General features: G+C 67.6%; 20 protein-coding genes and 2 pseudogenes. 6 read left to right on the plus strand and 16 right to left on the minus strand.

Annotated elements, in window-relative coordinates; genetic code table 11:
- Positions 1-50: 50 nt before the first annotated feature.
- The 3 genes from I7X18_RS24140 to I7X18_RS24150 form a co-directional block, all read right to left on the minus strand.
- Positions 51-1196 (minus strand): sulfotransferase family protein, encoded by a 1146-nt coding sequence (locus I7X18_RS24140; protein WP_193046515.1) that lies wholly within the window; start codon positions 1194-1196, stop codon positions 51-53.
- Between the two features lie 70 nt (positions 1197-1266).
- Positions 1267-2049: an SDR family oxidoreductase gene (locus I7X18_RS24145; protein ID WP_193046516.1), complete on the minus strand. Its 783-nt coding sequence runs from the start codon at positions 2047-2049 to the stop codon at positions 1267-1269.
- Position 2050: 1 nt separating this feature from the next.
- Positions 2051-3178 (minus strand): hypothetical protein, encoded by a 1128-nt coding sequence (locus tag I7X18_RS24150; RefSeq protein WP_193046517.1) that lies wholly within the window; start codon positions 3176-3178, stop codon positions 2051-2053.
- An 85-nt stretch (positions 3179-3263) separates the two neighbouring features.
- Between I7X18_RS24150 and I7X18_RS24155 the strand changes: the two genes are divergently transcribed.
- Positions 3264-4172 (plus strand): IclR family transcriptional regulator, encoded by a 909-nt coding sequence (locus I7X18_RS24155; protein WP_193046518.1) that lies wholly within the window; start codon positions 3264-3266, stop codon positions 4170-4172.
- 9 nt (positions 4173-4181) lie between these two features.
- Here the strand turns inward: I7X18_RS24155 and I7X18_RS24160 are convergent, their stop codons facing one another.
- Together I7X18_RS24160 and trhA are read right to left on the minus strand one after the other, a co-directional pair.
- Entirely contained in the window at positions 4182-6260 is a 2079-nt protein-coding gene (locus I7X18_RS24160; RefSeq protein ID WP_193046519.1) for a RecQ family ATP-dependent DNA helicase, read from the minus strand.
- 27 nt (positions 6261-6287) lie between these two features.
- Entirely contained in the window at positions 6288-6995 is a 708-nt protein-coding gene (gene trhA, locus I7X18_RS24165) for a PAQR family membrane homeostasis protein TrhA (RefSeq protein ID WP_404822819.1), read from the minus strand.
- 228 nt (positions 6996-7223) lie between these two features.
- On the opposite strand from trhA, the gene I7X18_RS24170 reads away from it, so the two are divergent.
- Positions 7224-7865, plus strand: coding sequence for a DedA family protein (locus I7X18_RS24170; RefSeq protein WP_193046521.1), 642 nt, complete (start codon positions 7224-7226; stop codon positions 7863-7865).
- Here the strand turns inward: I7X18_RS24170 and dmpG are convergent.
- From dmpG to I7X18_RS24185, 3 genes are read right to left on the minus strand one after another with little or no spacing between them, the layout of a single operon-like run.
- Positions 7862-8914: a 4-hydroxy-2-oxovalerate aldolase gene (gene dmpG, locus I7X18_RS24175; protein WP_193046522.1), complete on the minus strand. Its 1053-nt coding sequence runs from the start codon at positions 8912-8914 to the stop codon at positions 7862-7864. The genes I7X18_RS24170 and dmpG overlap by 4 nt on opposite strands.
- A complete protein-coding gene (locus I7X18_RS24180) occupies positions 8911-9843 on the minus strand; it encodes an acetaldehyde dehydrogenase (acetylating) (protein ID WP_193046523.1) in 933 nt (310 codons plus the stop codon). The genes dmpG and I7X18_RS24180 overlap by 4 nt, the downstream gene beginning before the upstream one ends.
- 28 nt (positions 9844-9871) lie before the next feature.
- A complete protein-coding gene (locus I7X18_RS24185; RefSeq protein ID WP_193046524.1) occupies positions 9872-10657 on the minus strand; it encodes a 2-keto-4-pentenoate hydratase in 786 nt (261 codons plus the stop codon).
- 73 nt (positions 10658-10730) lie between these two features.
- Between I7X18_RS24185 and kstD the strand changes: the two genes are divergently transcribed.
- Both kstD and I7X18_RS24195 read left to right on the plus strand, forming a co-directional pair.
- Positions 10731-12419 carry a 3-oxosteroid 1-dehydrogenase gene (gene kstD / locus I7X18_RS24190; RefSeq protein WP_193046525.1) on the plus strand — a complete coding sequence of 563 codons (1689 nt, stop codon included), beginning with the start codon at positions 10731-10733 and terminating at the stop codon, positions 12417-12419.
- 4 nt (positions 12420-12423) lie between these two features.
- Entirely contained in the window at positions 12424-13284 is an 861-nt protein-coding gene (locus I7X18_RS24195; protein ID WP_193046526.1) for an enoyl-CoA hydratase ChsH3, read from the plus strand.
- Positions 13285-13300: 16 nt separating this feature from the next.
- Here I7X18_RS24195 and I7X18_RS24200 read toward each other — a convergent pair.
- From I7X18_RS24200 to I7X18_RS24210, 3 genes and pseudogenes are all read right to left on the minus strand, one after another.
- Positions 13301-13986, minus strand: a pseudogene (locus I7X18_RS24200) (GntR family transcriptional regulator); the annotation flags it as partial.
- A gap of 25 nt (positions 13987-14011) precedes the next feature.
- Positions 14012-15538, minus strand: coding sequence for a GMC family oxidoreductase (locus I7X18_RS24205; protein WP_193046528.1), 1527 nt, complete (start codon positions 15536-15538; stop codon positions 14012-14014).
- Positions 15539-15550: 12 nt separating this feature from the next.
- Positions 15551-16447, minus strand: a complete 897-nt coding sequence (locus I7X18_RS24210) for a dioxygenase family protein (RefSeq protein WP_198730473.1) — start codon at positions 16445-16447, stop codon at positions 15551-15553.
- A 75-nt stretch (positions 16448-16522) separates the two neighbouring features.
- Here I7X18_RS24210 and I7X18_RS30010 point away from each other — a divergent pair.
- A pseudogene (locus tag I7X18_RS30010) lies at positions 16523-16630 on the plus strand (MerR family DNA-binding transcriptional regulator); the annotation flags it as partial.
- A gap of 139 nt (positions 16631-16769) precedes the next feature.
- Entirely contained in the window at positions 16770-17345 is a 576-nt protein-coding gene (locus I7X18_RS24215) for a GyrI-like domain-containing protein (protein ID WP_319017987.1), read from the plus strand.
- A gap of 13 nt (positions 17346-17358) precedes the next feature.
- Here the strand turns inward: I7X18_RS24215 and I7X18_RS24220 are convergent, their stop codons facing one another.
- From I7X18_RS24220 to I7X18_RS24240, 5 genes are all read right to left on the minus strand, one after another.
- On the minus strand, positions 17359-18171 hold the full coding sequence (locus tag I7X18_RS24220) for an alpha/beta fold hydrolase (RefSeq protein WP_193046529.1): 813 nt from the start codon (positions 18169-18171) through the stop codon (positions 17359-17361).
- Between the two features lie 106 nt (positions 18172-18277).
- The gene (locus I7X18_RS24225) at positions 18278-19117 is read right to left on the minus strand and encodes an SDR family NAD(P)-dependent oxidoreductase (RefSeq protein WP_193046530.1); all 840 of its coding nucleotides are present in this window, start codon (positions 19115-19117) and stop codon (positions 18278-18280) included.
- A gap of 4 nt (positions 19118-19121) precedes the next feature.
- On the minus strand, positions 19122-19490 hold the full coding sequence (locus I7X18_RS24230) for a nuclear transport factor 2 family protein (RefSeq protein WP_193046531.1): 369 nt from the start codon (positions 19488-19490) through the stop codon (positions 19122-19124).
- Positions 19491-19534: 44 nt separating this feature from the next.
- Positions 19535-20788 (minus strand): polysaccharide biosynthesis protein, encoded by a 1254-nt coding sequence (locus I7X18_RS24235; protein ID WP_193046532.1) that lies wholly within the window; start codon positions 20786-20788, stop codon positions 19535-19537.
- Complete coding sequence (locus tag I7X18_RS24240; protein WP_193046533.1) at positions 20772-21779, minus strand: glycosyltransferase family 2 protein; 1008 nt, start codon at positions 21777-21779, stop codon at positions 20772-20774. Before I7X18_RS24240 ends, I7X18_RS24235 begins: the two co-directional genes overlap by 17 nt.

Consider the following 21779-nt stretch of genomic DNA (forward strand, 5'->3'; position numbering starts at 1 on the left):
CCGTCGAGGCCCGTGACGTGTCAGCGGTTGAAATGCGGTGTGCGGCAGGCTCAGAGCCCTGCGAAGCGCTCCTTGACCTGTTCGGCGGTCAACCCGTAGTCGGCCAGCGAGTAGGTGTGTTTTGGCGCGCGGGGCCCCTTCTGACTGTCCGCGTGGCTGGTCTCCATCGCCTCTCTGGCGGCGTCGGTGTACGGCAACCCGAAGTGCCGGTAGATCCGCTCCACCTCGGCCACCGGATCGTTGATGAACTCGAAGTAGTCCAGGTCGTAGAACTGCGCGGGGTTGCGCTCGGCGCGTTCGGCGGTGAACCGCGCCAGCCCGCGGGACCAGGTCTCCATCGAGTCCTCGCCGATCTGCGCTCCCACGAACGTATTCGACCATCCCGCGGTGGTGTGCTGGGCCAGTGAGCACATCGACGCCATGATGGTCTCCGGCGGCCGGTGGCACTGCACGACCAACGCGTCCGGATAGGTGGCGAACAGCGCGTCCAGCGCGAACAAATGGCTGGGATTCTTGAGCACCCAACGCTTCTCGGCGTCGTCGAGGCCGATCAACTGCAGGTTGCGCCGGTGTCGCTGATACGGCTTCGTCCAGTCCTGCCGGGCCAACCACTGCGAATACGTCGGCACGTGGGCGAGCGTCTCGTAGGACACCGAGTGCAACGACTGCCGAAGCAGCTGCCAGCACTCCTCGACCTCGTCGGCGGTCATGTAGTGCAGCCCCGTGTAATCGGGATTCTCCTCGTGCGCCTTGGTGAACTGCGCGTCGAGCTGTTGGAAAACCGGGTTCTGCGACCAGGTTTCGCGGGGTGGCCGCGGCTGCGGGAACTCGGCCAGCCACAGCTCGAGGCCCTGGTGACCCGGGTCGGCGGCCAACAGCCGGTGCAGTGCCGTGGTGCCGGTGCGGGGCAGCCCGGTCACGAAGATGGGCTTCTCGATCGCGACGTCGGCGTGCTGCGGATACTGCTTGAACGCCGCCTCGGACACCAGCCGGGCCACCAGCGCGTTGCGCAGGAAGAATCGCGACATCTTGCTGCCGATCTCGGTGAGATCGGCGTCGCGGGCGTACGAGTCGAGCAGTACGCCGAGCGCCTCTCGGTAGTTGTCGTCGTCGATGCCGAAATCGTCGAGCCCGCACGCCTTGACCGCCGACGCGTGCAGATCCTCGACCGTCCCCACATTGGTGCGCGTGCTCACTGCTCGACTCCCGCTCGCTCCGGTCCTCGCTCGTGCCTCGCTGCGATCCTCACTCGCGCTCGTCTTCGCGTCACGCCTTGTACTCCCCGCAGTTGACGTCCAGGGTCTGCCCGGTGATCCCACTGGACAGGTCGCTGGCCATGAACAGGATCGCCGACGCGACCTCGTCCTCGGTGGGTAACCGCTTGAGATCGGACGCCGCAGCGGTCGCCTGGTAGATGTCGTCGACGGTCGTCCCGTACTTGCCGGCCTGGTGGTTGAAGTAGCTCTTCAGCGTGTCACCCCAGATGTAGCCCGGCACCACCGAATTCACCCGGATGCCCTGGTCGCCGAGTTCGGTGGCCAGGGACTGCGACATCGCCAGCAGCGCGGATTTCGCCATCTTGTAGGCGCCGTATTTCGCCTGCGAGTGACGGATGACCATCGAGTTCACGTTCACGACCGCGCCGTTGGCATCGGCCAGCGCGGGCGTGAAACCCTGGGTCAGCCGTAGCGCCCCGAGCACGGTCAGCTCGATCGCCTCACGGATGTGCTCGAACGTGGTGTTCGCCAGCGGTTTCATCGACGGAACCCGGAACGCGTTGTTGATCAGCACGTCGACTTTGCCGTAGGCCTCCAGCGACCGCTCCACGAGGTTCGCGACCTGCGCGTCGTCGGTGATGTCCGTGCCGACAGACACCGCCCGTCTTCCCAGACCGATGACCTGTTCGGCGACGTCGTCGAGGCGTTCCACCGTGCGCGCGGCCAGCACCAGGTCGGCGCCGGCTTCGGCACAGCGCCGCGCGAGGGTCGTGCCCAGCGCGGGCCCGACACCGCTGATGACCACGACCTTGCCGTCGAGCAACCCGGCCATGTCAGCCCACCATCCTGTTCTGGATCTGCTGTTGGCGCAGCGCGATCCGCGCCTGCCAGTCCGCATCGGAGATCTTGTTCGTTTCGTAGTGCGGTAGAGCGGCCGCCACCTCCTCGATGTCGACGACGTCGACCGTCGGGCCGTCGGCCTCGGTCAGCGCCCGGGACAGCCGCTGCCAGCGGAACTGCAGGTAACCCCTGCGGTGGCCCAGGGTTTCACACCAATTCGTCACTCCCGGGTTGGCGTCGGACACCACGATGCGGATCTTGCCGTCCGGATCGGCCTGTGCCTGAGTGCCGTTCAGTGACGTCTGATGGTTGATGTAGTCCAGCGAGATGTACCAGAGGCTGCCCAGCTGGAAGCCGAGGTATGGCGCGTCGCTGACCGGCAGCGTGATGATCATCGCCTGGTCGGGAGTCAGGTCGAAATGCCCCACCGACGAGTACTGGGTAGCCAGGCCGCCCGGCGTGAGCCGTGGGGGGACCATCGTGTTCACCGGCAGCGTGTTGTAGAACCACTGCGGAAACTGCAGCCACGTCTTGACCCGCTGCACCAGCTGTTTGCCTGCGACGGCGTACCGCTTCTCGATGAGCTCCCTGGTCAGCGGCGGCGGTGCGGTGCCCGCGGTGTCGGTCCGCGCGATGCTGATGTAGCCGCGCTGCGCCGACCAGTCGTTGAAGACCTCGCGGACGACCAGCTGCGACGGACTGCTCGGCGTCACCCGCCACTCGTAGATGCCGTCCGCGGCGATGTCGAGCTCGCGGTCGTCGAACGCGGCCTGGCTCGGCGGAACGTTGTCGTCGGTGTACTCCCCGCCGAGCAGCTGGAAGGCCAGGTCGGTGGCGGTGCCCCGCTTGCCGGTGACGACGTACTCGTGACCGGCGTGCACGCGCGTGCCGAAGTACAGCGCGTCCGGGTTGTCGAGGCCCATCTTCGTGAACGGACCCGTGCCCGACTGCATGAACGGGTGGTCACGGTCGTAGTCGAACGCCAGGTGCGTGCAGGCGGCGATGCCCCCGGCCAGGTATTGCAGACCCTCGAGCAGGTCGGCCTCCGACTCGATGAACGGTGCTTGCGTGACGAGGTGTTCGGCTTCGGCGATCGCGTCGGTCAGCGGCTGCGAGTACACGCCCCGAAACTAGAACGCGTTCTAGCCGTAGTCAATATACTGACCGAGCTGGTCCAAATATGGAACGGAAAGGTAGCGTGCCGGCATGGCCACCACCGAGTCGTCATCCGGCCGCCCGTCTCCGCCGACGGAGCGGGTCGTGGGCATTCTCGACTTCCTGGCCGGCCACCCCGACCAGCGCTTCGGCGTCTCGGAACTCGCCCGCAGGGTCGGGTTGAGCAAGCCGACGTGCCTGGGCATCGTCACCTCGCTGTCCGACGCGGGCTATCTGGTGCGCGATGCGACGGACAAGACGTACCGGCTGGGCCCGTCGCTGATCACGCTCGGGCACAAGGCGCAGGAGTCGATGCGCGTCAGCCCGGCCGCTCGCGAGGAGCTGCGCCGACTGTCAGCCCGCTTCGGGGTGACGGCCGCGCTGTCGGGGGTCATCGACGACCGGATCACGCTGCTGGACCTCGTCGCACCCGCCGGCGCCCGGCCCGGTGTCGAGGTGGGCCAGAGCTACCCGTTCGCACCGCCGGTCGGGCTGATGTTCGTGCTGTGGGACGACGAGGCGGTCCAGGCGTGGCTGTCCAAGGAGCCGACGCTGCCGCTGCGCACCGACACCGACCGGCTGAACCGGGTGATCGCCGAGTGCCGCGCCGACGGATACCTTGTCGAGCGGCTGACGCCGGGAGGCCGGAGGCTGTATGCGTTGATGGCCGGCATGTCGACGACCCTGCCCGACGAGTTGCGCGCGCTGCTCGGCGAATTGGTGTCCGATATCGGTGAGCGTGTGTACCTGCGCGCCGGGGACTCCCCCGGGCGCAAACGCCACGACATCAGCGTCATCTCCGCACCTGTGTACGACCACTATCAGCGTCAGGCGATGGTCGCCTCGATGCACATCGGAACGTCGTTGACCGACAACGAGATCGGCGTGCGGGCACGGGCGCTGGTGGCTACCGCCGACGCGGTCACGCTGCAGCTCGGCGGGTCCAGACCGCAGTGGTGAGCCGGACCGTCAGCTGACGGCGGCCAGCGCGAACGGCAGCACCTCGGGCGCACCCGCGGCACGGACCACCCGCGCCGCCATCGTCAGCGTCCATCCGGTGTCGGCGAGATCGTCGACCAGCAGCACCGGCCCGGTCACCCCGTCGAGAGCCGGCTTTTCCCACGAATCCTGGAGCGCTGCCACCCGATACGCGGAGTTCGCCGCCGTCACCGGACGCCGGTCCGGCCGGTACTGCAGCGTGCCGAGGTCGGTGAGCCTGCCGAGTTCAGCGAGCCGGGACGCCAACGAGCGGATGAGCACCGGGTGGGTGTCGGAGTCCATCGCGAGCACCGCGACCGGACGCGTCTGCCACTCCCAGGCCGCCAACACGTCGATGGCGGCGCGCACCATGTCCTCGGAGACCTCGCCGTCGGGTTCGTCGAGCACCGCGCGCAACCGGGCACCCCAGCCCAGATCGGTCAGCCTGCCGATCACCCGGCCTGTCGCGGGACCGTCGTTGATGCGTCCGCTCAGATCCAGGCCCAGCTTCGTCAGGCCCGACGGCCACTGCTTTCGGGCGCTGAGCTCGACGCCGGGACGCATCAGTCTGCGGCGGGTGTCCTCGGCCGCGGCGGTGTCGACGTCCGCGGACAGGCGGGTGCCGGTGCAGTTGTCGCATCGCCCGCAGCGGTCACCTTCACGCAATTCGGGGTCGTCGAGCTGACGGCGCAGGAAAGCCATGCGGCAGCCGTCGGTGCTCTGGTAGTCGAGCATGGCCTGCTGTTCGCGTCGCCGCGCCTCGTCGAGTTTGCGGTAGCGCGCCTCGTCGTAGCTCCACGGCTGACCGGTGCTCACCCACCCGCCCTTCACCCGCCGCACCGCGCCGTCGACGTCGAGGACCTTGAGCACCATCTCCAGGCGGCTGCGGTTGAGGTCGACGAGCGGTTCGAGCGCCGGGGTGGACTGCGGCCGGTCCGTCTCTAGGGCGCCGATCACGTTGCGCACCATGGGTTCCGACGGGAAGGCCACCGACGCGAAATAGCGCCACACCTCCTGGTCCTCGCGGCCGGGCAGCAGGACCACCTCGGCGCTCGACGTGGCGCGCCCGGCACGGCCGACCTGCTGGTAGTAGGCGATCGGTGAGGACGGCGCACCGAGGTGGACCACGAAGCCGAGGTCGGGTTTGTCGAACCCCATACCCAGCGCGGACGTCGCGACCAGCGCCTTGACCCGGTTGGCCAGCAGGTCGGCCTCGAGTTGTTCCCGTTCGGTCGGGTCGGTGGAACCCGTGTAGGCGGCGACGGTGTGGCCGTGTTCGCGCAGCAGCGCGGCGATGTCATGAGCCTGGGCGACGGTGAGGGTGTAGACGATGCCCGACCCCGGCAGGTCGCCGAGATGGCCGGCGATCCACGCGGCGCGCTGGGCCGGGTTACCCGCCTGGACAACCGACAGCCGCAGCGATTCGCGGTCCAGTCCGCCGCGCAGCACCAGGGTGTCGCGACCGCCCACCCCGAGTTGGCTCGCCACGTCGTCGACGACCCGGTCGTTGGCGGTGGCCGTGGTCGCCAGGACCGGGATGTCCTGCCCCAGCTCCCCGATCAGCGTGCGGATGCGCCGGTAGTCGGGGCGGAAGTCGTGGCCCCAGTCCGATACGCAGTGCGCTTCGTCCACCACGACCAGACCGGCGTCCGCGGCCAGCGCGGGCAGCACACTGTCACGGAAGTCGGGGTTGTTGAGCCGCTCGGGGCTGACCAGAAGGACGTCGAGGTCGCCCCGCTGCACCCGGCCGTGGATGTCCTGCCACTCGGCGACGTTGCCCGAGTTGATGGTGGCGGCCCGCACGCCGGCGCGCTCGGCGGCGGCGACCTGGTTGCGCATCAACGCCAGCAGCGGCGAGACGATCACCGTCGGTCCGCGGCCGGCGGCCCGCAGCAGTTTGGCGGAGATGAAGTAGACCGCCGACTTACCCCATCCAGTGCGCTGCACGACGAGCGCCTGGCGGCGGTGGAGCACCAGCGCCTCGATCGCGGTCCACTGGTCGTCGCGCAGGGTGGCCTGCGGGCCGGCGAGCTGTTCGAGCAGCGCCTGGGCGTCATCACGGGTCGGCATGGGACCCATCGTGCCGGGTGGGTCCGACTATTGGATGACCAGCCAGACGGCCGCGAAGTGGCAGAGCGCCCCGGCCGCGGTGAACGCGTGGAAGAACTCGTGGTGGGCGAAGGTGCCCGGCCACGGGTTCGGCCAGCGCATGCCGTAGAAGATGGCGCCGATGTTGTAGAGGATCGCGCCTGCGACGAGCAGGGCCACGACGGTGAACCCGGCGCCGATCAGCAGCGCTTCGGCGAACAGGACCGCCACGTAGCCGAGCATCAGATAAAGGGGTACGCCCACCCAGCGGGGCGCCGACGGCCAGAGCATCTTGAGCGTGACACCGGCCGCGGCGCCCGTCCACATGATGACCAGTGCCTGCGTCCCGATGCCCGGCGGCAACGCCAGCACCGCGAACGGCGTGTACGTGGCCGCGATGAACACGAAGATCAGCGAGTGGTCGGCGCGCATCATCCACTTCTCGGCCGACGGCGAGGACCACCGCACGCGGTGATACGCCGCGCTGACGCTGAACATGGCGATGATCGCGATCACGTAGATCAGTGCAGCCCACCCGGCCCGTGACGAACCCGTCCCCATCCATGCCACCGGGACCAGCGCCGCGCCCGCCACGACGGCGGCGGCGGCCGAGACGAGATGGATCAAACCCCGTGCCCGCGGTCGGCAGATCAGCTCCTCGGCCGGATCGGCCTGGATGTCGATCGCAACCTCCCGGCCAGGCGGGTCGGTGATCACGGATTCCCCATGACACGCGTTCGGTCGTTCAGAACATCTCCGATATCGCGGGTGTTGCCGGGCCCCCATCCGGCCTGTCGCCGGGGACGGCGGCAGCGGAGCACAGCATACCGGCGCGATGCGCCGTCACCGCGCCGCACCGCCGAGGACGGTCAACTCGGACCGGCGTCACGTGGCCGCCCCACAGGCCGACGTTTGCTGCGGGATCGCTTCTCTATCGTCGGAGCCATGGATGTCACGACGGTCGCGAGCGAGGCCCAGCAGATCGGAGGAGTGGCCGGGTGGGCGGTCGAGATGATGGAGCGGCTCGGCGGGTTCGGCGCCGGCGTCGCGATCGCCGCCGAGAACCTGTTCCCCCCGATCCCGAGTGAGGTCGTCCTGCCGCTGGCCGGCTTTGCCGCGGCCCGCGGTGACATGACGGTGCTCGAAGCGATCATCTGGACCACTGCGGGTTCGGTCGTCGGCGCCATGCTGCTCTACCTCGCGGGCGTCGCGTTCGGACGCGACCGGGTCTACCGGCTGGCCGAGCGGATTCCGCTGTTCTCCGCCGACGACCTGGCGACAAGCGAGGCCTGGTTCCACCGCCACGGAACCAAGGCGGTGCTGTTCGGGCGCATGGTTCCCGTTGTGCGCAGCCTGGTTTCGGTGCCTGCCGGACTGCAGCGCATGCCGATCATCCGGTTCATCGCGCTCACCGCAGCCGGCAGCGCGGTGTGGAACACCCTGCTGATACTGGCCGGCTACCACCTGGGCGTACGGTGGGAAACCGTGTCCGACTGGCTGTCCCGCTATCAACTCGTCGTCTTCACGGCGGTCGGGGTGGCGGTCGCCGTGTGGCTGGTCCGGCGGATGCGCGCCCGATCCGCCTAAGACGTTCCGGCGGCGTCCTGTTCGCGCTTGATCTCCAGCGCGATGTCGATGAGCTGGTCTTCCTGACCACCGATCAACTTCCGCTGTCCGGCGCGGTGCAACATCTTGTGCGCGGGCACGCCGTAACGCTCGGACTGCCGGATGGCGTGCTTGAGGAAGCTCGAATAGACACCCGAGTAACCCATGATGAGCGCATTGCGGTCCAGGAGGCATTCGGCGGGCATCGCCGGGGCCACGACCTCTTCCGCGGCGTCGGCGATGTCGAAGAAGTCGATGCCGGTCTTGACGCCGATCTTGTCGAACACCCCGATGAGCGCCTCGACCGGCGCATTGCCCGCGCCGGCACCGAAGCGGCGGCACGACCCGTCGATCTGCTTGGCGCCCGCCCGCACCGCCTCCACCGAATTCGCCACGCCCAGACCGAGATTCTCGTGCCCATGGAATCCGACTTGAGCATCGTCACCGAGTTCGGCGACGAGTGCGGCCACCCGGTCGCTGACGCCTTCGAGTACCAGCGCACCCGCGGAGTCGACGACGTAGACGCACTGGCAGCCGGCGTCGGCCATGATGCGCGCCTGCGCCGCGAGCTTCTCCGGCGGGATGGTGTGGCTCATCATGAGGAAGCCGACGGTCTCCAGGCCGAGTTCGCGTGCCAGCCCGAAGTGCTGGATCGACACGTCGGCCTCGGTGCAGTGGGTGGCGATGCGGCAGATCTCCCCGCCGTTGTTCTGCGCCTCCTTGATGTCCTCCTTGGTGCCCACTCCGGGCAGCATGAGGAACGCGATCTTGGCTTCCTTGGCGGTCTCGGCCGCGAGCTTGATCAGTTCCTGCTCAGGCGTTTTCGAGAAGCCGTAGTTGAAGCTCGACCCGCCGAGGCCGTCACCGTGGGTCACCTCGATCACCGGCACACCGGCGGTGTCCAGCGCCGCGACGATGGACCGCACCTCGTCGGCGGTGAACTGGTGGCGTTTGTGGTGGGACCCGTCGCGCAGCGACGTATCCGTCATCCGCACGTCCCACATCGGGTTGAAGAAGATGTCGGTGCTCATGACTGCGCACCTCCTGCCACTGAGAGGGATTCTTTTGCGATTTCCTCGCCGACCTTGGCGGCGGCCGCCGTCATGATGTCGAGGTTGCCCGCGTACGGCGGCAGGTAGTCGCCGGCGCCTTCGACCTCCACGAACGTGGTCACCACGGCTTGGCCGCCGGAGTGCATCGAGGGGTCGTCGAACTGCGGGTCGTTGAGCAGGCGGTAGCCGGGCACATAGGTCTGCACCTCGGCGACCACGTCGCGGATCGACTGGGCGATCGCGTCACGGTCCGCGTCTTCGGGGATGGCACAGAAGATGGTGTCGCGCATGATCATCGGCGGATCCGCGGGGTTGAGGATGATGATCGCCTTACCGCGACGGGCCCCGCCGATCGTCTCCACACCCTTACTGGTGGTCTTGGTGAACTCGTCGATGTTGGCCCGCGTGCCGGGGCCTGCCGAACTCGACGACACGCTGGCCACGATCTCGGCGTACGGCACGGACGACCCCTGTTCGGCGACCGCGCGGGACACCGCGTAGACGATCGGGATCGTCGCCTGGCCACCGCAGGTGATCATGTTGACGTTCGGGGCGTTGAGGTGTTCGCGCAGATTGGCCGGGGGGATCACGGCCGGGCCCACCGCCGCGGGGGTGAGGTCGATGGCGCGGATTCCCGCCTCCTCGTAGCGCGGTGCCGCCGCCTTGTGCACGTAGGCACTGGTGGCCTCGAAGACCAGATCGGGTTTCTCGTCCTGCGCGAGCAGCCAGTCCACCCCCTCGTGAGAGGTCTCGAGACCGAGCTTGCGTGCCCGCGCCAGACCTTCGGACTCGGGATCGATGCCGATCATCCAGCGGGGTTCGAGGTACTCCGAACGCTGCAGTTTGTAGAGCAGATCAGTGCTGATGTTGCCGGACCCGACGATCGCGACTTGCAGCTTCTCCGGCATATGACTCTCCCTGTGCTGTTCGAAGAGCTCACTCGAAAGTGAGTTGGACTGAACCTAACCCGGCGAAGTCGGCGACGAAATGGCTCCCGGGAGGTGCATCTATCGCACGCGTGCACGAGCCCGGCAACACGATGTCCCCGGCCCGCAGGCGCACACCGAAACCCTCGACCTTGCGGGCCAGCCATGCCACCGCGGTCACCGGATTGCCCAGCACCGCATCGCTGCGGCCCTCGGCGACCGTCTCACCGTTGTTGGTGAGCACCGCGTCGATGGATCTGATGTCGATGTCCTTGGGTGACACCCGTGCCTCGCCGAGCACCCAACCCGCCGACGAGGCGTTGTCGGCGATCGTGTCGCAGAGCTTGATCTTCCAGTCGTTGATGCGGGTGTCGATCAACTCGATCGCCGGGGCGAACGCCGCGGTGGCCGCGAGTACGTCCTCCTCGGTGCAGCCCGCGCCCGGCAGATCGTCGGCGAGGATGAAACCGACCTCGACCTCGACGCGGGGATAGAGGTAGTTCGCCGATACGACGGGCTTGTCCTCGTAGACAGCCATATCGTCGAGGAGATGCCCGTAATCGGGTTCGTCGACGCCCATCATCTTCTGCATGGCCTCCGACGACAGGCCGACCTTGTGGCCGATGATGCGGGCGCCTTCGGCGACCTTCTGGCGGATGTTGATCAGCTGGATCTCGTAGGCGTCGACGACATCGATGTCCGGGTGGCGGTCGGTCAGGGGTTTCAACGAGACCCGGCTGCGCTCGGCTTGGACAAGGTCGGCGGCCAGCTGCTCACGCACCTCGGAACTGAGCATCTAGGTGAAGTCCCCTCGTTTCGTCGACCGGCGCGGTTGTGGGTCGGCCGGGCAATTCTATAACGTGTTCTACATGACCGGACAGGAGTACGACGTCGTCGTGGTGGGCAGCGGTGCGGCCGGCATGGTCGCCGCCCTCACCGCAGCTCATCGGGGTCTCTCGACGATAGTCGTTGAGAAGGCCCCGCACTATGGGGGTTCCACTGCGCGGTCAGGTGGCGGCGTATGGATCCCGAACAGCGAAGTCCTCAAGCGTGACGGGGTCAAGGACACGCCCGAAGCGGCCCGTCAGTACCTGCACGCGATCATCGGCGATGTCGTCGAACCGGAACGCATCGACACCTACCTCGAGCGCGGACCGGAGATGCTGTCGTTCGTGCTCGAGCACTCGCCGCTGAAGCTGTGCTGGGTGCCGGGATACGCCGACTACTACCCCGAGGCGCCCGGCGGCAAGGCGACCGGACGGTCGGTGGAACCCAAGCCGTTCGACGCCAAGAAGCTCGGCGAGGACATGGCCGGCCTCGAACCGCCGTACGGCAAGGTGCCGATGAACATGGTGGTCATGCAGCAGGACTACGTGCGGCTCAACCAGCTCAAGCGGCACCCGCGCGGGGTGCTGCGCAGCCTCAAGGTCGGCGTCCGCTCAGTATGGGCCAACGCCACCGGCAAGAACCTCGTCGGGATGGGGCGCGCGCTGATCGCCCCGCTGCGGATCGCGTTGCGCGAAGCCGGAGTACCGGTGCTGCTCAACACCGCTCTGACCGATCTGTATGTAGAAGACGGCGTGGTCCGCGGGATCTACGTGCGCGATATGACGGCTCCCGAATCCGACGAGCCGACGCTCATCCGCGCGCGTCGAGGGGTGATCCTGGGCTCCGGCGGTTTCGAGCACAACGAGCAGATGCGGGTGAAGTACCAGCGCGCCCCGATCACCACCGAGTGGACCGTCGGCGCACAGGCGAATACCGGCGACGGCATCCTGGCCGCCGAGAAGCTCGGCGCCGCATTGGATGTCATGGAGGACGCGTGGTGGGGCCCGACGGTGCCGCTGGTCGGCGCGCCGTGGTTCGCCCTGTCCGAGCGCAACTCCCCCGGCTCCATCATCGTCAACATGTCGGGCAAGCGGTTCATGAACGAATCGATGCCCTACGTCGAGGCCTGCCACCACATGTACGGCGGCCAATACGGGCAGGGCCAAGGGCCCGGCGAGAACATCCCGGCGTGGCTGGTCTTCGACCAGCAGTATCGCGACCGTTACATCTTCGCCGGTTTGCAGCCAGGACAACGGATTCCGCGCAAGTGGCTGGAGTCCGGTGTCATCGTCAAGGCGGACAGTCTGGCGGAACTGGCGGAGAAGACCGGGCTGCCCGCCGATGCTCTGGGCGCGACGATCGAGCGGTTCAACGGCTTCGCGCGCACCGGCGTCGACGCCGACTTCCACCGCGGCGAGAGCGCCTACGACCGCTACTACGGTGACCCCACCAACAAGCCGAACCCCAACCTCGGTGAGATCAGCCACGGACCGTTCTACGCGGCCAAGATGGTGCCGGGCGACCTCGGCACCAAGGGCGGGGTGCGCACCGACGTCAACGGCCGGGCGCTTCGCGACGACGGTTCGGTGATCGAGGGTCTGTACGCCGCGGGCAACGTCAGCGCACCGGTCATGGGGCACACGTATCCCGGTCCGGGCGGGACCATCGGCCCGGCGATGACGTTCGGTTACCTTGCGGCGCTCGACCTGGCGTCGGCCGGAAAGAACTGACGCCGTGCCGATCAACCTGGACGAGGCGCTGGGCGCCGAGCTGCCCCCCGCCGAGTTCTCGTGGACGAGCAGCGATGTGCAGCTCTACCACCTCGGCCTGGGCGCGGGTGTGGATCCGATGGATCCGCGCGAACTGCAGTACCTGGTGGACAACACCCCGCAGGTGCTGCCGACGTTCGGCAATGTGGCGCAGAGCTTCCACATGACCGAACCACCGTCGGTGAAGTTTCCCGGTATCGACATCGAGCTGTCGAAGGTGCTGCACGGCAGCGAGGCGGTGACCGTCCCTGGGCCGATCCCGCCGTCGGGCACCGGGACGGCGGTGACCCGGTTCACCGACATCTGGGACAAGGGCAAGGCCGCGGTCATCTGGTCGGAGACCACGGTCACCGATCCCGACGGCACGCTGCTGTGGACGCAGAAGCGGTCGATCTTCGCGCGCGGCGAGGGCGGATTCGGTGGCGAACGGGGCCCGTCGACGTCGGCCGAACCGCCGGACCGCGCACCCGACGCCGAGATCGACCTGCCGATCCTGCCGCAGCAGGCCCTGCTGTACCGGTTGTGCGGCGACCGCAACCCCCTGCACTCCGACCCGGAATTCGCTGCGGCAGCAGGGTTTCCGCGACCGATCCTGCACGGGCTGTGCACATACGGCATCGCGTGCAAGGCGATCGTGGATGCGTTCCTCGACGGTGACGTCTCGCGGGTGAGTTCCTATGGCGCCCGGTTCGCCGGTGTGGTCTTCCCGGGTGAGACGCTGCGGGCCAACGTGTGGAAAGAGAACGACACGCTGGTCGCGACGATCACCGCGCCCGGCCGCGACAACGCCCTGGCGCTGTCGGGTGTGGAGCTGGTCCCGGCGTAGTTGTCGGTACGCCTAGTCCGCGTCCGCGCGGCTGATGTCGGCCTCCTTGCATTCGGCCGCCAACTGCGAGAGGGTCTGCCAGTTGCGTTCGGTCGCCTCGGCGGCCGCGTCCGCGTCACCCTGACGGCACAGTTCGATGATCTGCTCGTGCTGGGCGATCGACTCCCGTCCGGAAAGCGATGAGAAGCGGAGGTGCTCCAAGCGGCGGAGCACCGGGGTGACCTGCTCGAGGACCTGTCCGATCACCTCGTTCTCGCATGCCACCACCGCCACTCGGTGAAACTCGTCGTCGCTGCGGATCGCCGCGTCGGCGTCGCCACGGTCCAGGGCGTCTGCGAACTGCCCGTTGGCCCGCGCCATCGACTCGAAGTCGTTGTCGCCCATCAGCGGAACAGCCGTGCGTACGGCAAGCGCGTGCATCGCCGCGGCGACACTCTGAGCATTGAGCACCGCCTGCCGTTCGATAGACGACACCACCGTCGAACGCCCCGGCGTGGTGTGCACCAGACCGGCGACCTCCAGGCGCGCGAGCGCCTCCCGGATGGGTGTCCGACTGATCCCCAGCCATTCCTCGAGCTCGGGGTCACGGAGCTTTTCCCCCGGCGCCAGGGTGCCGTTGACTATGGCGTCGCGGATCGAAACATATGCCTGATCGCGTAACAACGACCGGGTGTGTTTTCCCCGCTCCACCGGCACTGGCATGCAACGTATCGTATATCACCGCTGGTCAGGCGCATGACCGCATCAGGTCGGCGGCCTTCTCACCGATCATGACGGTCGCGGCGTTCGTGTTGACAGGCACGATCCTGGGCATGATCGAGGCGTCGGCCACGCGCAGGCCGGCCAGACCGTGCACCCTCAGCCCAGGGTCGACTACCGCGTCGGGGCCGGTGCCCATCGCACAACTGCCGACCGGGTGGTAGTAGGTGCTGGTGGCGGCAGCGAGGAAGTTCCGCAGCGCCGCCTTGTCGGTCACGTCCGGCCCGGGGAGCACCTCGCGACCGCGCCATGCCGCGAAGGGTGCGCTGGCCGCGATCTCGCGGGCGACGGTCAATCCGTGAATCATCCTGCGCACATCGGATTCAGCCCCGAGGTAGTTCGGGTCGATCAGCGGCGGAGTCGCCGGGTCCGGTCCCGCGAGGCGGATCGAACCGCGGGCATCGGGCACCGTGGCGACCGCGAGGGTGAAGCTGTTCGCGGGCGCGGCGAGGTGCGCGGGGTGGAACGGGACGTGGATGAACATCAACTGCATGTCCGGACCGGTGAGCGATTCGTCGCTGCGCCACAGCATCGACGTCTCGGCGTGGTTGGTCCGCCCCGCGGGGATCGTCTGAGCCGCCTCGTAGGTGACGCCGCACAGCGGGTGGTCGTGCAGATTGCGTCCCACCCCCGGCAGATCGTGCACGACGTCGACGCCGGCGGTTTCCAGTTCGGCCGCGGGCCCGATGCCGGACAGCAGCAGTAACCGGGGCGAGTCCACGGCACCCGCGCTCACCACCACCTCGGTGTCGGCGTATGCACACACCAATTCGCGGTCCCGCTCGAAGCGCACCGCGACGCAACGCTGTCCGACGAACAGGAGCTTGTGCGCGCGAGACCCGGTAGAGACGGTGAGGTTGGGCCGGCGCTCGGCCACCGGGTGCAGGTACGCGGCGGCGACGCTCTGCCGGGCGCCCGAGGAGATCGCCAGGTCGTGCCAGCCGGCGCCCTCCGCGACGGCGCCGTTGAAATCGTCGGTCGACGGGAACCCGACCGCGGCCGCACCGTCGAGGAAGACCTGCGACAGCGGGTTGGCGTCGGCGGCGGAGGCCGGAGCCGGCGACATCGGCCCGTCGGTGCCGCGATAACGCGGATCGCCCCCGCTGACCGTCTCCATGCGCCGGAAGTGCGGCAGCACGGACGCGTAGTCCCAGCCGGTGCAGCCGGACTTGGCCCAGTTGTCAAAGTCGTCCGGGTGGCCGCGCAGGTGCACCATCGCGTTGATACTGCTGCTCCCGCCGAGCGTGTGCCCGCGCGGCCAGTTGTGTTCGAGCCCAACGGTTCCCGGCTGCGCAACGGTGCGGTAGCCGTAGTCGACCTCGGTGCCCCACAGCGCCGGCCATGCCGGTGGCGCGGCGATCTCGGGTCGGGTGTCGGCCTGCCCGGATTCGAGTAGCAGGACCCGGGTGGCCGGGTCCTCCGAGAGCCGCGTGGCGATCACACAACCGGCCGATCCGGCGCCGATCACCACGTAGTCGTAATGTTCGTCAAGCATGTCGGTGTCCAATCATGTTCGGCGAGTCAGCAATTCGGCTGCAGGATGAAGTCGTACGTCGCCAGGAGCCACGGCGCGTTCCACGTGCCCCCGTCCGGGGCGGGACCCGGCTCGCGCCGCTCGAACTCGACCACCCTTCGTACCGAACACGACGTCACTGTCGAGGTACTTCGCACCCTTCTGGAACAGGTGGGTGGTCAGCGGTTCGTAGCCCGGCACGTCGATCAGGAAATGGATGTGTGCGGGACGGAACGGCCTGATGTCGGTGTGCGAGATGAGCTCTCCGACAGGACCGTCCATCGGGATGGTGTAGCCGCGGGGTGCGACCGTCCGCAGGCAGTACGCCCCGTCCGGCTTCGAGGTGTACTTCGCGCGCAGCCTTGTCTCGTTCACGTCGAGCTGGGACTCGTAGGTTCCCTCCGGGTCGGCCTGCCACACGTCGAGCACCGCCCCGCCGACCGCGTCGCCGTCGAGGTCACGGACCATGCCGGTGACGAACAGCGGCACACCGGGCAGCCCGTCGGACATGTCGCCCCCGTACGCCAGTTCCGGTGAACCCGCAATGTGGAACGGTCCCAGCACTGTCGCGGGAGTGGCGCCCGGGTCGAGGCGGTGGTTCATGTCGACGACGAGCATCGACAGGCCCAGCACGTCCGAAGCGAGGATGAACTCCGCGCGCGTGTGGTCGCTGATCCGCCCGGTGCGGGCGAGCCACTGCATCGCGGCCATCCATTCGGGCTCCGTCAGCCGCACCTCGCGAGCGAAGTTGTGCAGGTTGCGCACCACCGCCTGCATGAGCTCCGCCAGCCTCGGATCGTGTGTGGTGCCGCAGCGCGCCACGGCGCGTTCAGTGATGTCCTTGTCGATGTCGTCGTCGATGTCGTCGTCGGGCACCAATTGCAGGTGCATTCCAGTCCTTTCGCCGATAGATTGCATCTCGCTTGCGAGGTCTCCCTTGTGGAGAACGCCAAAGGAGCCCCAGCCATGCGTTCCGGACTGACCATCGGAGAATTCGCCGCGTTGACGCGCTTGAGCGTGCGCACGCTGCGCCGCTACCACGAGGCCGGACTGCTCGAACCCGCGACGGTGGACCCGTTCACTGGCTATCGGTATTACTCGCCGGAGCAGATCCCGACCGCGCAGGTCATCCAGCCGTCTCCGCCAGCTCGACGTCCCGCTGTCCGAGGTCGAGGCCATTCTCGCCACCGAGGACCCCCGGGATCGGGCCGAGGTGATCGCGGGCCATCTCACACGCCTGGAAGCGGAGTTGGACCGCACCCGGGCTGCGGTCGTCTCACTGCGCCGACTGATGCGCCCCGAGCCCGGGCACCTCGACGTCGAGATGCGCTCGGTACCGGCCCGCACCGTCGCGGCGATCAGCGGGCACGTTCACCTCGACGAATCCCTTGCCTGGTACGACGCCGCGATGGTCGAACTGGACGCGGCCTTCCCGCCCTCGGAACGCACCGGACCACCCGGCGGGCAGTACGCGAACGAGCTGTTCACCCACGGCGCCGGCGCCTTCACCGTCTACCGGCCGGTCCGCTCGCCCCGCCCGTCCGGACGCATCCGGGCCGTCGACCTCCCATCGGCAGACCTCGCCGTCACCGTCCACCCCGGACCGCACGACGACATCGACGTCACGTACGGCCGTCTCGGCGCCTGGGTGGTCGAGCACGCCCTGGCCGTCGCCGGACCGATCCACGAGATCTACACGGTCGGCCCGCGGGACAGCGCGGATCCGTCGACGTGGCGCACGGAGATCGGCTGGCCGGTGTTTCACCTCGCGACGACGGTGCAGGCCTGACACGCAGCCGATCTCACGTGGTGCTCGCCCCGGCCGCCGTGTCGATCAGGTCCGCAACGGCTGCGGGCTGGGAGACGGTGACGGCGTGGGAGGCCTCGATCTCCACGTTCTGCGCGTTCGCCCGCTCCCCCATGAAGCGCATCGAGTCGGCGGGGATGGCGAGATCTTGAAGGGTGACCATGTTCCACGACGGGATGGTCTTCCAGGCCGTCTTCGTCGCCGGATCCTCCAGTGCGGCTGCGGCGATGGGCCGCTGGGTCGTGGCCATCAGAGCGGCGACGTCGGCGGGTACGTCCGCGGCGAACACCCGCTGGAACTCGTCTGACCTGATGTACAGGTCGTCGGCCAGCCCGCCGCCGGGGAGCGGGTACTTCACCGTGCGCAGGGCGGATCCGAGTTGGGCTCCGGGGAACTTGCCGGCCAGCTGCCCGGTGCTCTCCCCCGCCTCGAGGATGAAGCTGGCGATGTACACCAGCGCCTTGACGTTCGGGTGGCCGTCGGCGGCCTCGCTCATCACCGACCCGCCGTACGAATGACCGGCCAGGACCACCGGGCCGGAGACGCTGTCGAGGATGCTGCGCACGTAGTCGGCGTCGGGCTGCAGGCCGCGCAGCGGGTTGGCGGCGGCGATGACCGGATAGCCGTCGCTTTCGAGGATCTTGATCACGCCGTTCCAGCTCGAGGAGTCGGCGAACGCTCCGTGGACCAGCACCACCGTGGGCTTGTTGCCTTCAGCCGCAGGCTGTTCAGCCGCAGCGCCGCCGCAGCCCGCGGTCATGGCCGCCGCGGCCATCAGGCCGAGCGCGGCGAGTAGCGATTTGTTCATCTGTCGTGGACCTCTCGTTGTCGCGACGGGATATCGAAATGCAATATATTACATATGGAGGATGTTCACCGGGAAAGTCGCACATCCGCGCCGAACGGCGCGCCGGTTACCCGGCGGGGAAATCGGCGCCCCGGGAGAGCGCTTCGTATTCGCGGATCTCGGCGAGCGTGCTCTCGAGCGTCGCCACCACGACGTCGAACCCGTCGCCACCGAGCACCAGCCGCCGTGGCGGCGGATCCTGGGCCATGGCCGCGATGACCGCGCGTGCCCCACGGCGGGGATCGCCGGGTTGCGCACCGTCCTGCGCGACCATCGCGTCGCGAACCGCCTCCAGCATGGGCCGGTACTCCACGAGGGACTCCGCGACGGGCTCGTCGGCGAACCCGGCATAGGCACGCGTGCGGAAGGCCCCGGGCTCGACCGCCATCACCTTGATGCCGAACGGCGCGACCTCTTCGCGCAGCACCTCGGTGACACTTTCGACGGCGAATTTCGTTGCGCTGTAATAGCCGAACCCGGTGACGCCGCTCATGCCCGCGACCGACGACATGTTCACGATCCACCCGCCGCCCCGCGCGCGCATCCCGGGCAGCGCGGCGCGGATGACCGAGAGAACGGCGAAGAAGTTCAGCTCGAACATCGCACGCACATCGGAGTCCGCCATACCCTCGATGGAGCCGTACCAGCCGCGGCCGGCGTTGTTCACCAGCACGTCGATACCCCCGAAGTCCTCGGCCGCCGCCACCGCTTCCCGCACCTGATCCGCATCGGTGACGTCCAACGGCACGACGCGCACGCGATCGCCGTAAGCCCTTGCCCACGTGTGTAACTCGGCGGGCCGCCGCGCGGTGAGCACCACGCGGTCCCCGGCCTCCAGAGCCGCTTCCGCGAACGCCATACCGAATCCGCCCGGCGTGCCGCCGGTGATGAAATAGTTCCTCGTCATCGGACTAAGGCTCGATGATCAGCCGGCTGATGAGGCCGCCGTCCAGGGTGAACCGAAAATGCAGGTCGGCCACTCCACCGGGGAAGTCGCCCTCCAGGTGCTGGACCACATCGGCATACGCCCCGCCGGTCACGGTGGCATCGGTGAAGTCGGTGGTGAACGTGTACTCCCTTGCCGCGGCGCCCAGCCAGTCGACGATCTCGTCCCGGCCGCGGTAGGTGCGGCCCTCATCGGTCACGACGGCGTCGGCGGTGAAGGTGGCGATGGCCGTGTCGACGTCACGAACGCGGTGGGCGGCAAGGTATGTCCTGACCGCGTCGGGAAGATCGACCCAATCGGTCCTGATCACTTTGGTGCTCTTGTGGACTGTCATGACTTGAGCGTGAGGTCTCCCCCGAGGAGAGGGTCAAGCGGTGGCTAGTGGAGCCACCGTCGGTGCAGGTCCCAGGCGCCGACCGCGCCGAGAATCGCCGATACAAATGCAAGCCCGGACGCTGCACCGACGCTACCCCACATCCGTGTCATGCAGATAACCACCGGCACGGCTATCGCGAACGCGATGCTGTTGATCCGCAACACCTTTCCAGTTTCCAGCGCTGCCCGCAGCACTGACATCCAGAGTGAGTACGGGACCCGTAGCACCGAGGCCAGAGCCAACACGATCAAACACCGCTGGAACTCCGCACCGCGGTAGTCTCCGCCGAACAGCTGTCCCACCAATGAAGCTCCGAGCACGATCACAAGGGCGCCCAACACCACTGCTGCCTGTGAAATGATCCAAATGCGACGGACGTGGCCGATAGCCTTGGCGGGGTCCTTCGCCATGTGCGCTGTAAGCGCCGCTCCCATGCCGTCTGGAACAAAGTCCAACGCCTGCGCGACCGCGAACGCCACTGCCACAGTGGCACCGGCCACCGGCCCGGCCAACCATGTTGTCAGGAACGGCAACGCCAGGATCAGGCCGAAAGAGGTGGTGCTCGCCAGGCCGTCACGATAGGCGAACACCGTCAACGCCCTGCGCGTCAAACGCGGGTCCACCGGCAGATCAGCATGCCACTGGTGATGGCGCAGGACCGCGCGTGGCACGAGGACCATGAAGGCGATTCCCGCGGCGGCGGTCGCGGGTATGACCGTCGCCCAGACGGTGGCTAACGGAATCGTCGCCGCAAGCAAGACGAAAGCGACCTTGGCTGCCACCGTCAAGAGGTTCAGACAGGGCAGCCATTGGGCAGCGTGTAAGCCGATGAGGGCAGCATCCTTCAGGACGAAGAAGGCCATGGTCACGGATCCGGCTGCGACCATGATCGCTATCGCCGCACCGCCTGGGATGGCGCCTCCGATGACGAGCAGGGCAGCGAGTACACCGACCGTGGCCGACACCGCGAGCGTGATCATGACGCCGTCGAGCAGTCGCTTCCTACGGGGGCACTCGGGCACTGCCAACATCGCCTTGAAGGCGCTACCGACCCCGTAGGCAGTGACCGTGCCGACCGTCGTGATCAACGAGATGAGCGCCGTTTGGAGGCCCAACTCGGCCGCGGGGATCGAACGCGCGGCGACGACCCAGAACAACATGCCTGCCGCCGCGGTGAGGAAGTAGGTGGCGACGATAGCTGTCGAGTCGGAGGCCAGACCGCTGGGCCGATGCCTTATATCAGCGAAGGAAGCCATCGGACCTTGCGTCCCTCCACAACTGGGAGTCCCACCAGTCATGCAGCAGCGCGTATACGTAGCCTCCTGCAGCGGTCATCACCGACAATGCGATCACCGCTGACCGCGCAATACCGGCGAGCTCCCTGCTGGGGCCTCCGGATACCGCTTCGCGGAGGCCGCGCATCATTGCCACTGGCACGGTCCTCGACAAGTAGGCACGTTCGGTTCTGGTTGCATCCCCTCGCCCGACCAGCGCTACCATGCGCCGCTTGGAAACACCTTCTCCCGCGCATCTTCTGATGAAGTAGCGAAGATTGACGCGGTCAGGGGAAACATAATGGCGTACCCGCATTTTCGGCTCGAACACGATCGTCTTCGACGGCCATCGCTGGGCAATGCGGACGCAGATCTCCGTTTCCTCGCAGCCGACAGGGTAACTGCCCACGCGCCCGAGGCCGGTATTGAACCCGCCCACGGCAGTGAGTGACTCGCGTCTGAACGACATGTTGCAACCCATGACATTCCGTACGGGTGACACCTCCCGGGGAAGGCCTGCATAACTGCAGCCGACCACCCAGTCGCATTCCTGGGGTAGCCATCTTGGTCGGCCATCAGGCCACACCGGTTCCGCATATCCCCCCACCACTGTGACCTCTGCACCCCGATAGTGCGCAACGAGGGCTGCTCGCCACCCGCCCTGTACGGCGGCATCGTCGTCGACGAACGCAACGATGTCACCGGTCGCGTATGCGATCCCACTGTTTCGGGCGCCCGAGAGGCCACGCACATCGGTATTCGGGGTCACCACGACATCGAGCCCGCCGGTCGAGCGAAACGCACCGCGAGCGCGCGCGAGCAGGACCTCATTGTGGTCGATGACCAGAATCAGTTGGTCACCGTCTGCGAGCGCTTCAGTCGCTGCGTCAACCGATCGAACCAGATCGGGCCATCGCCGGTCGGTGTAAGCGCATATGATCAACGAAATCTTCGGCACGGTAGGCTGTTCCAT

It is taken from the genome of Mycolicibacterium baixiangningiae (assembly GCF_016313185.1).
Classification (GTDB): Bacteria; Actinomycetota; Actinomycetes; order Mycobacteriales; family Mycobacteriaceae; genus Mycobacterium; species Mycobacterium baixiangningiae.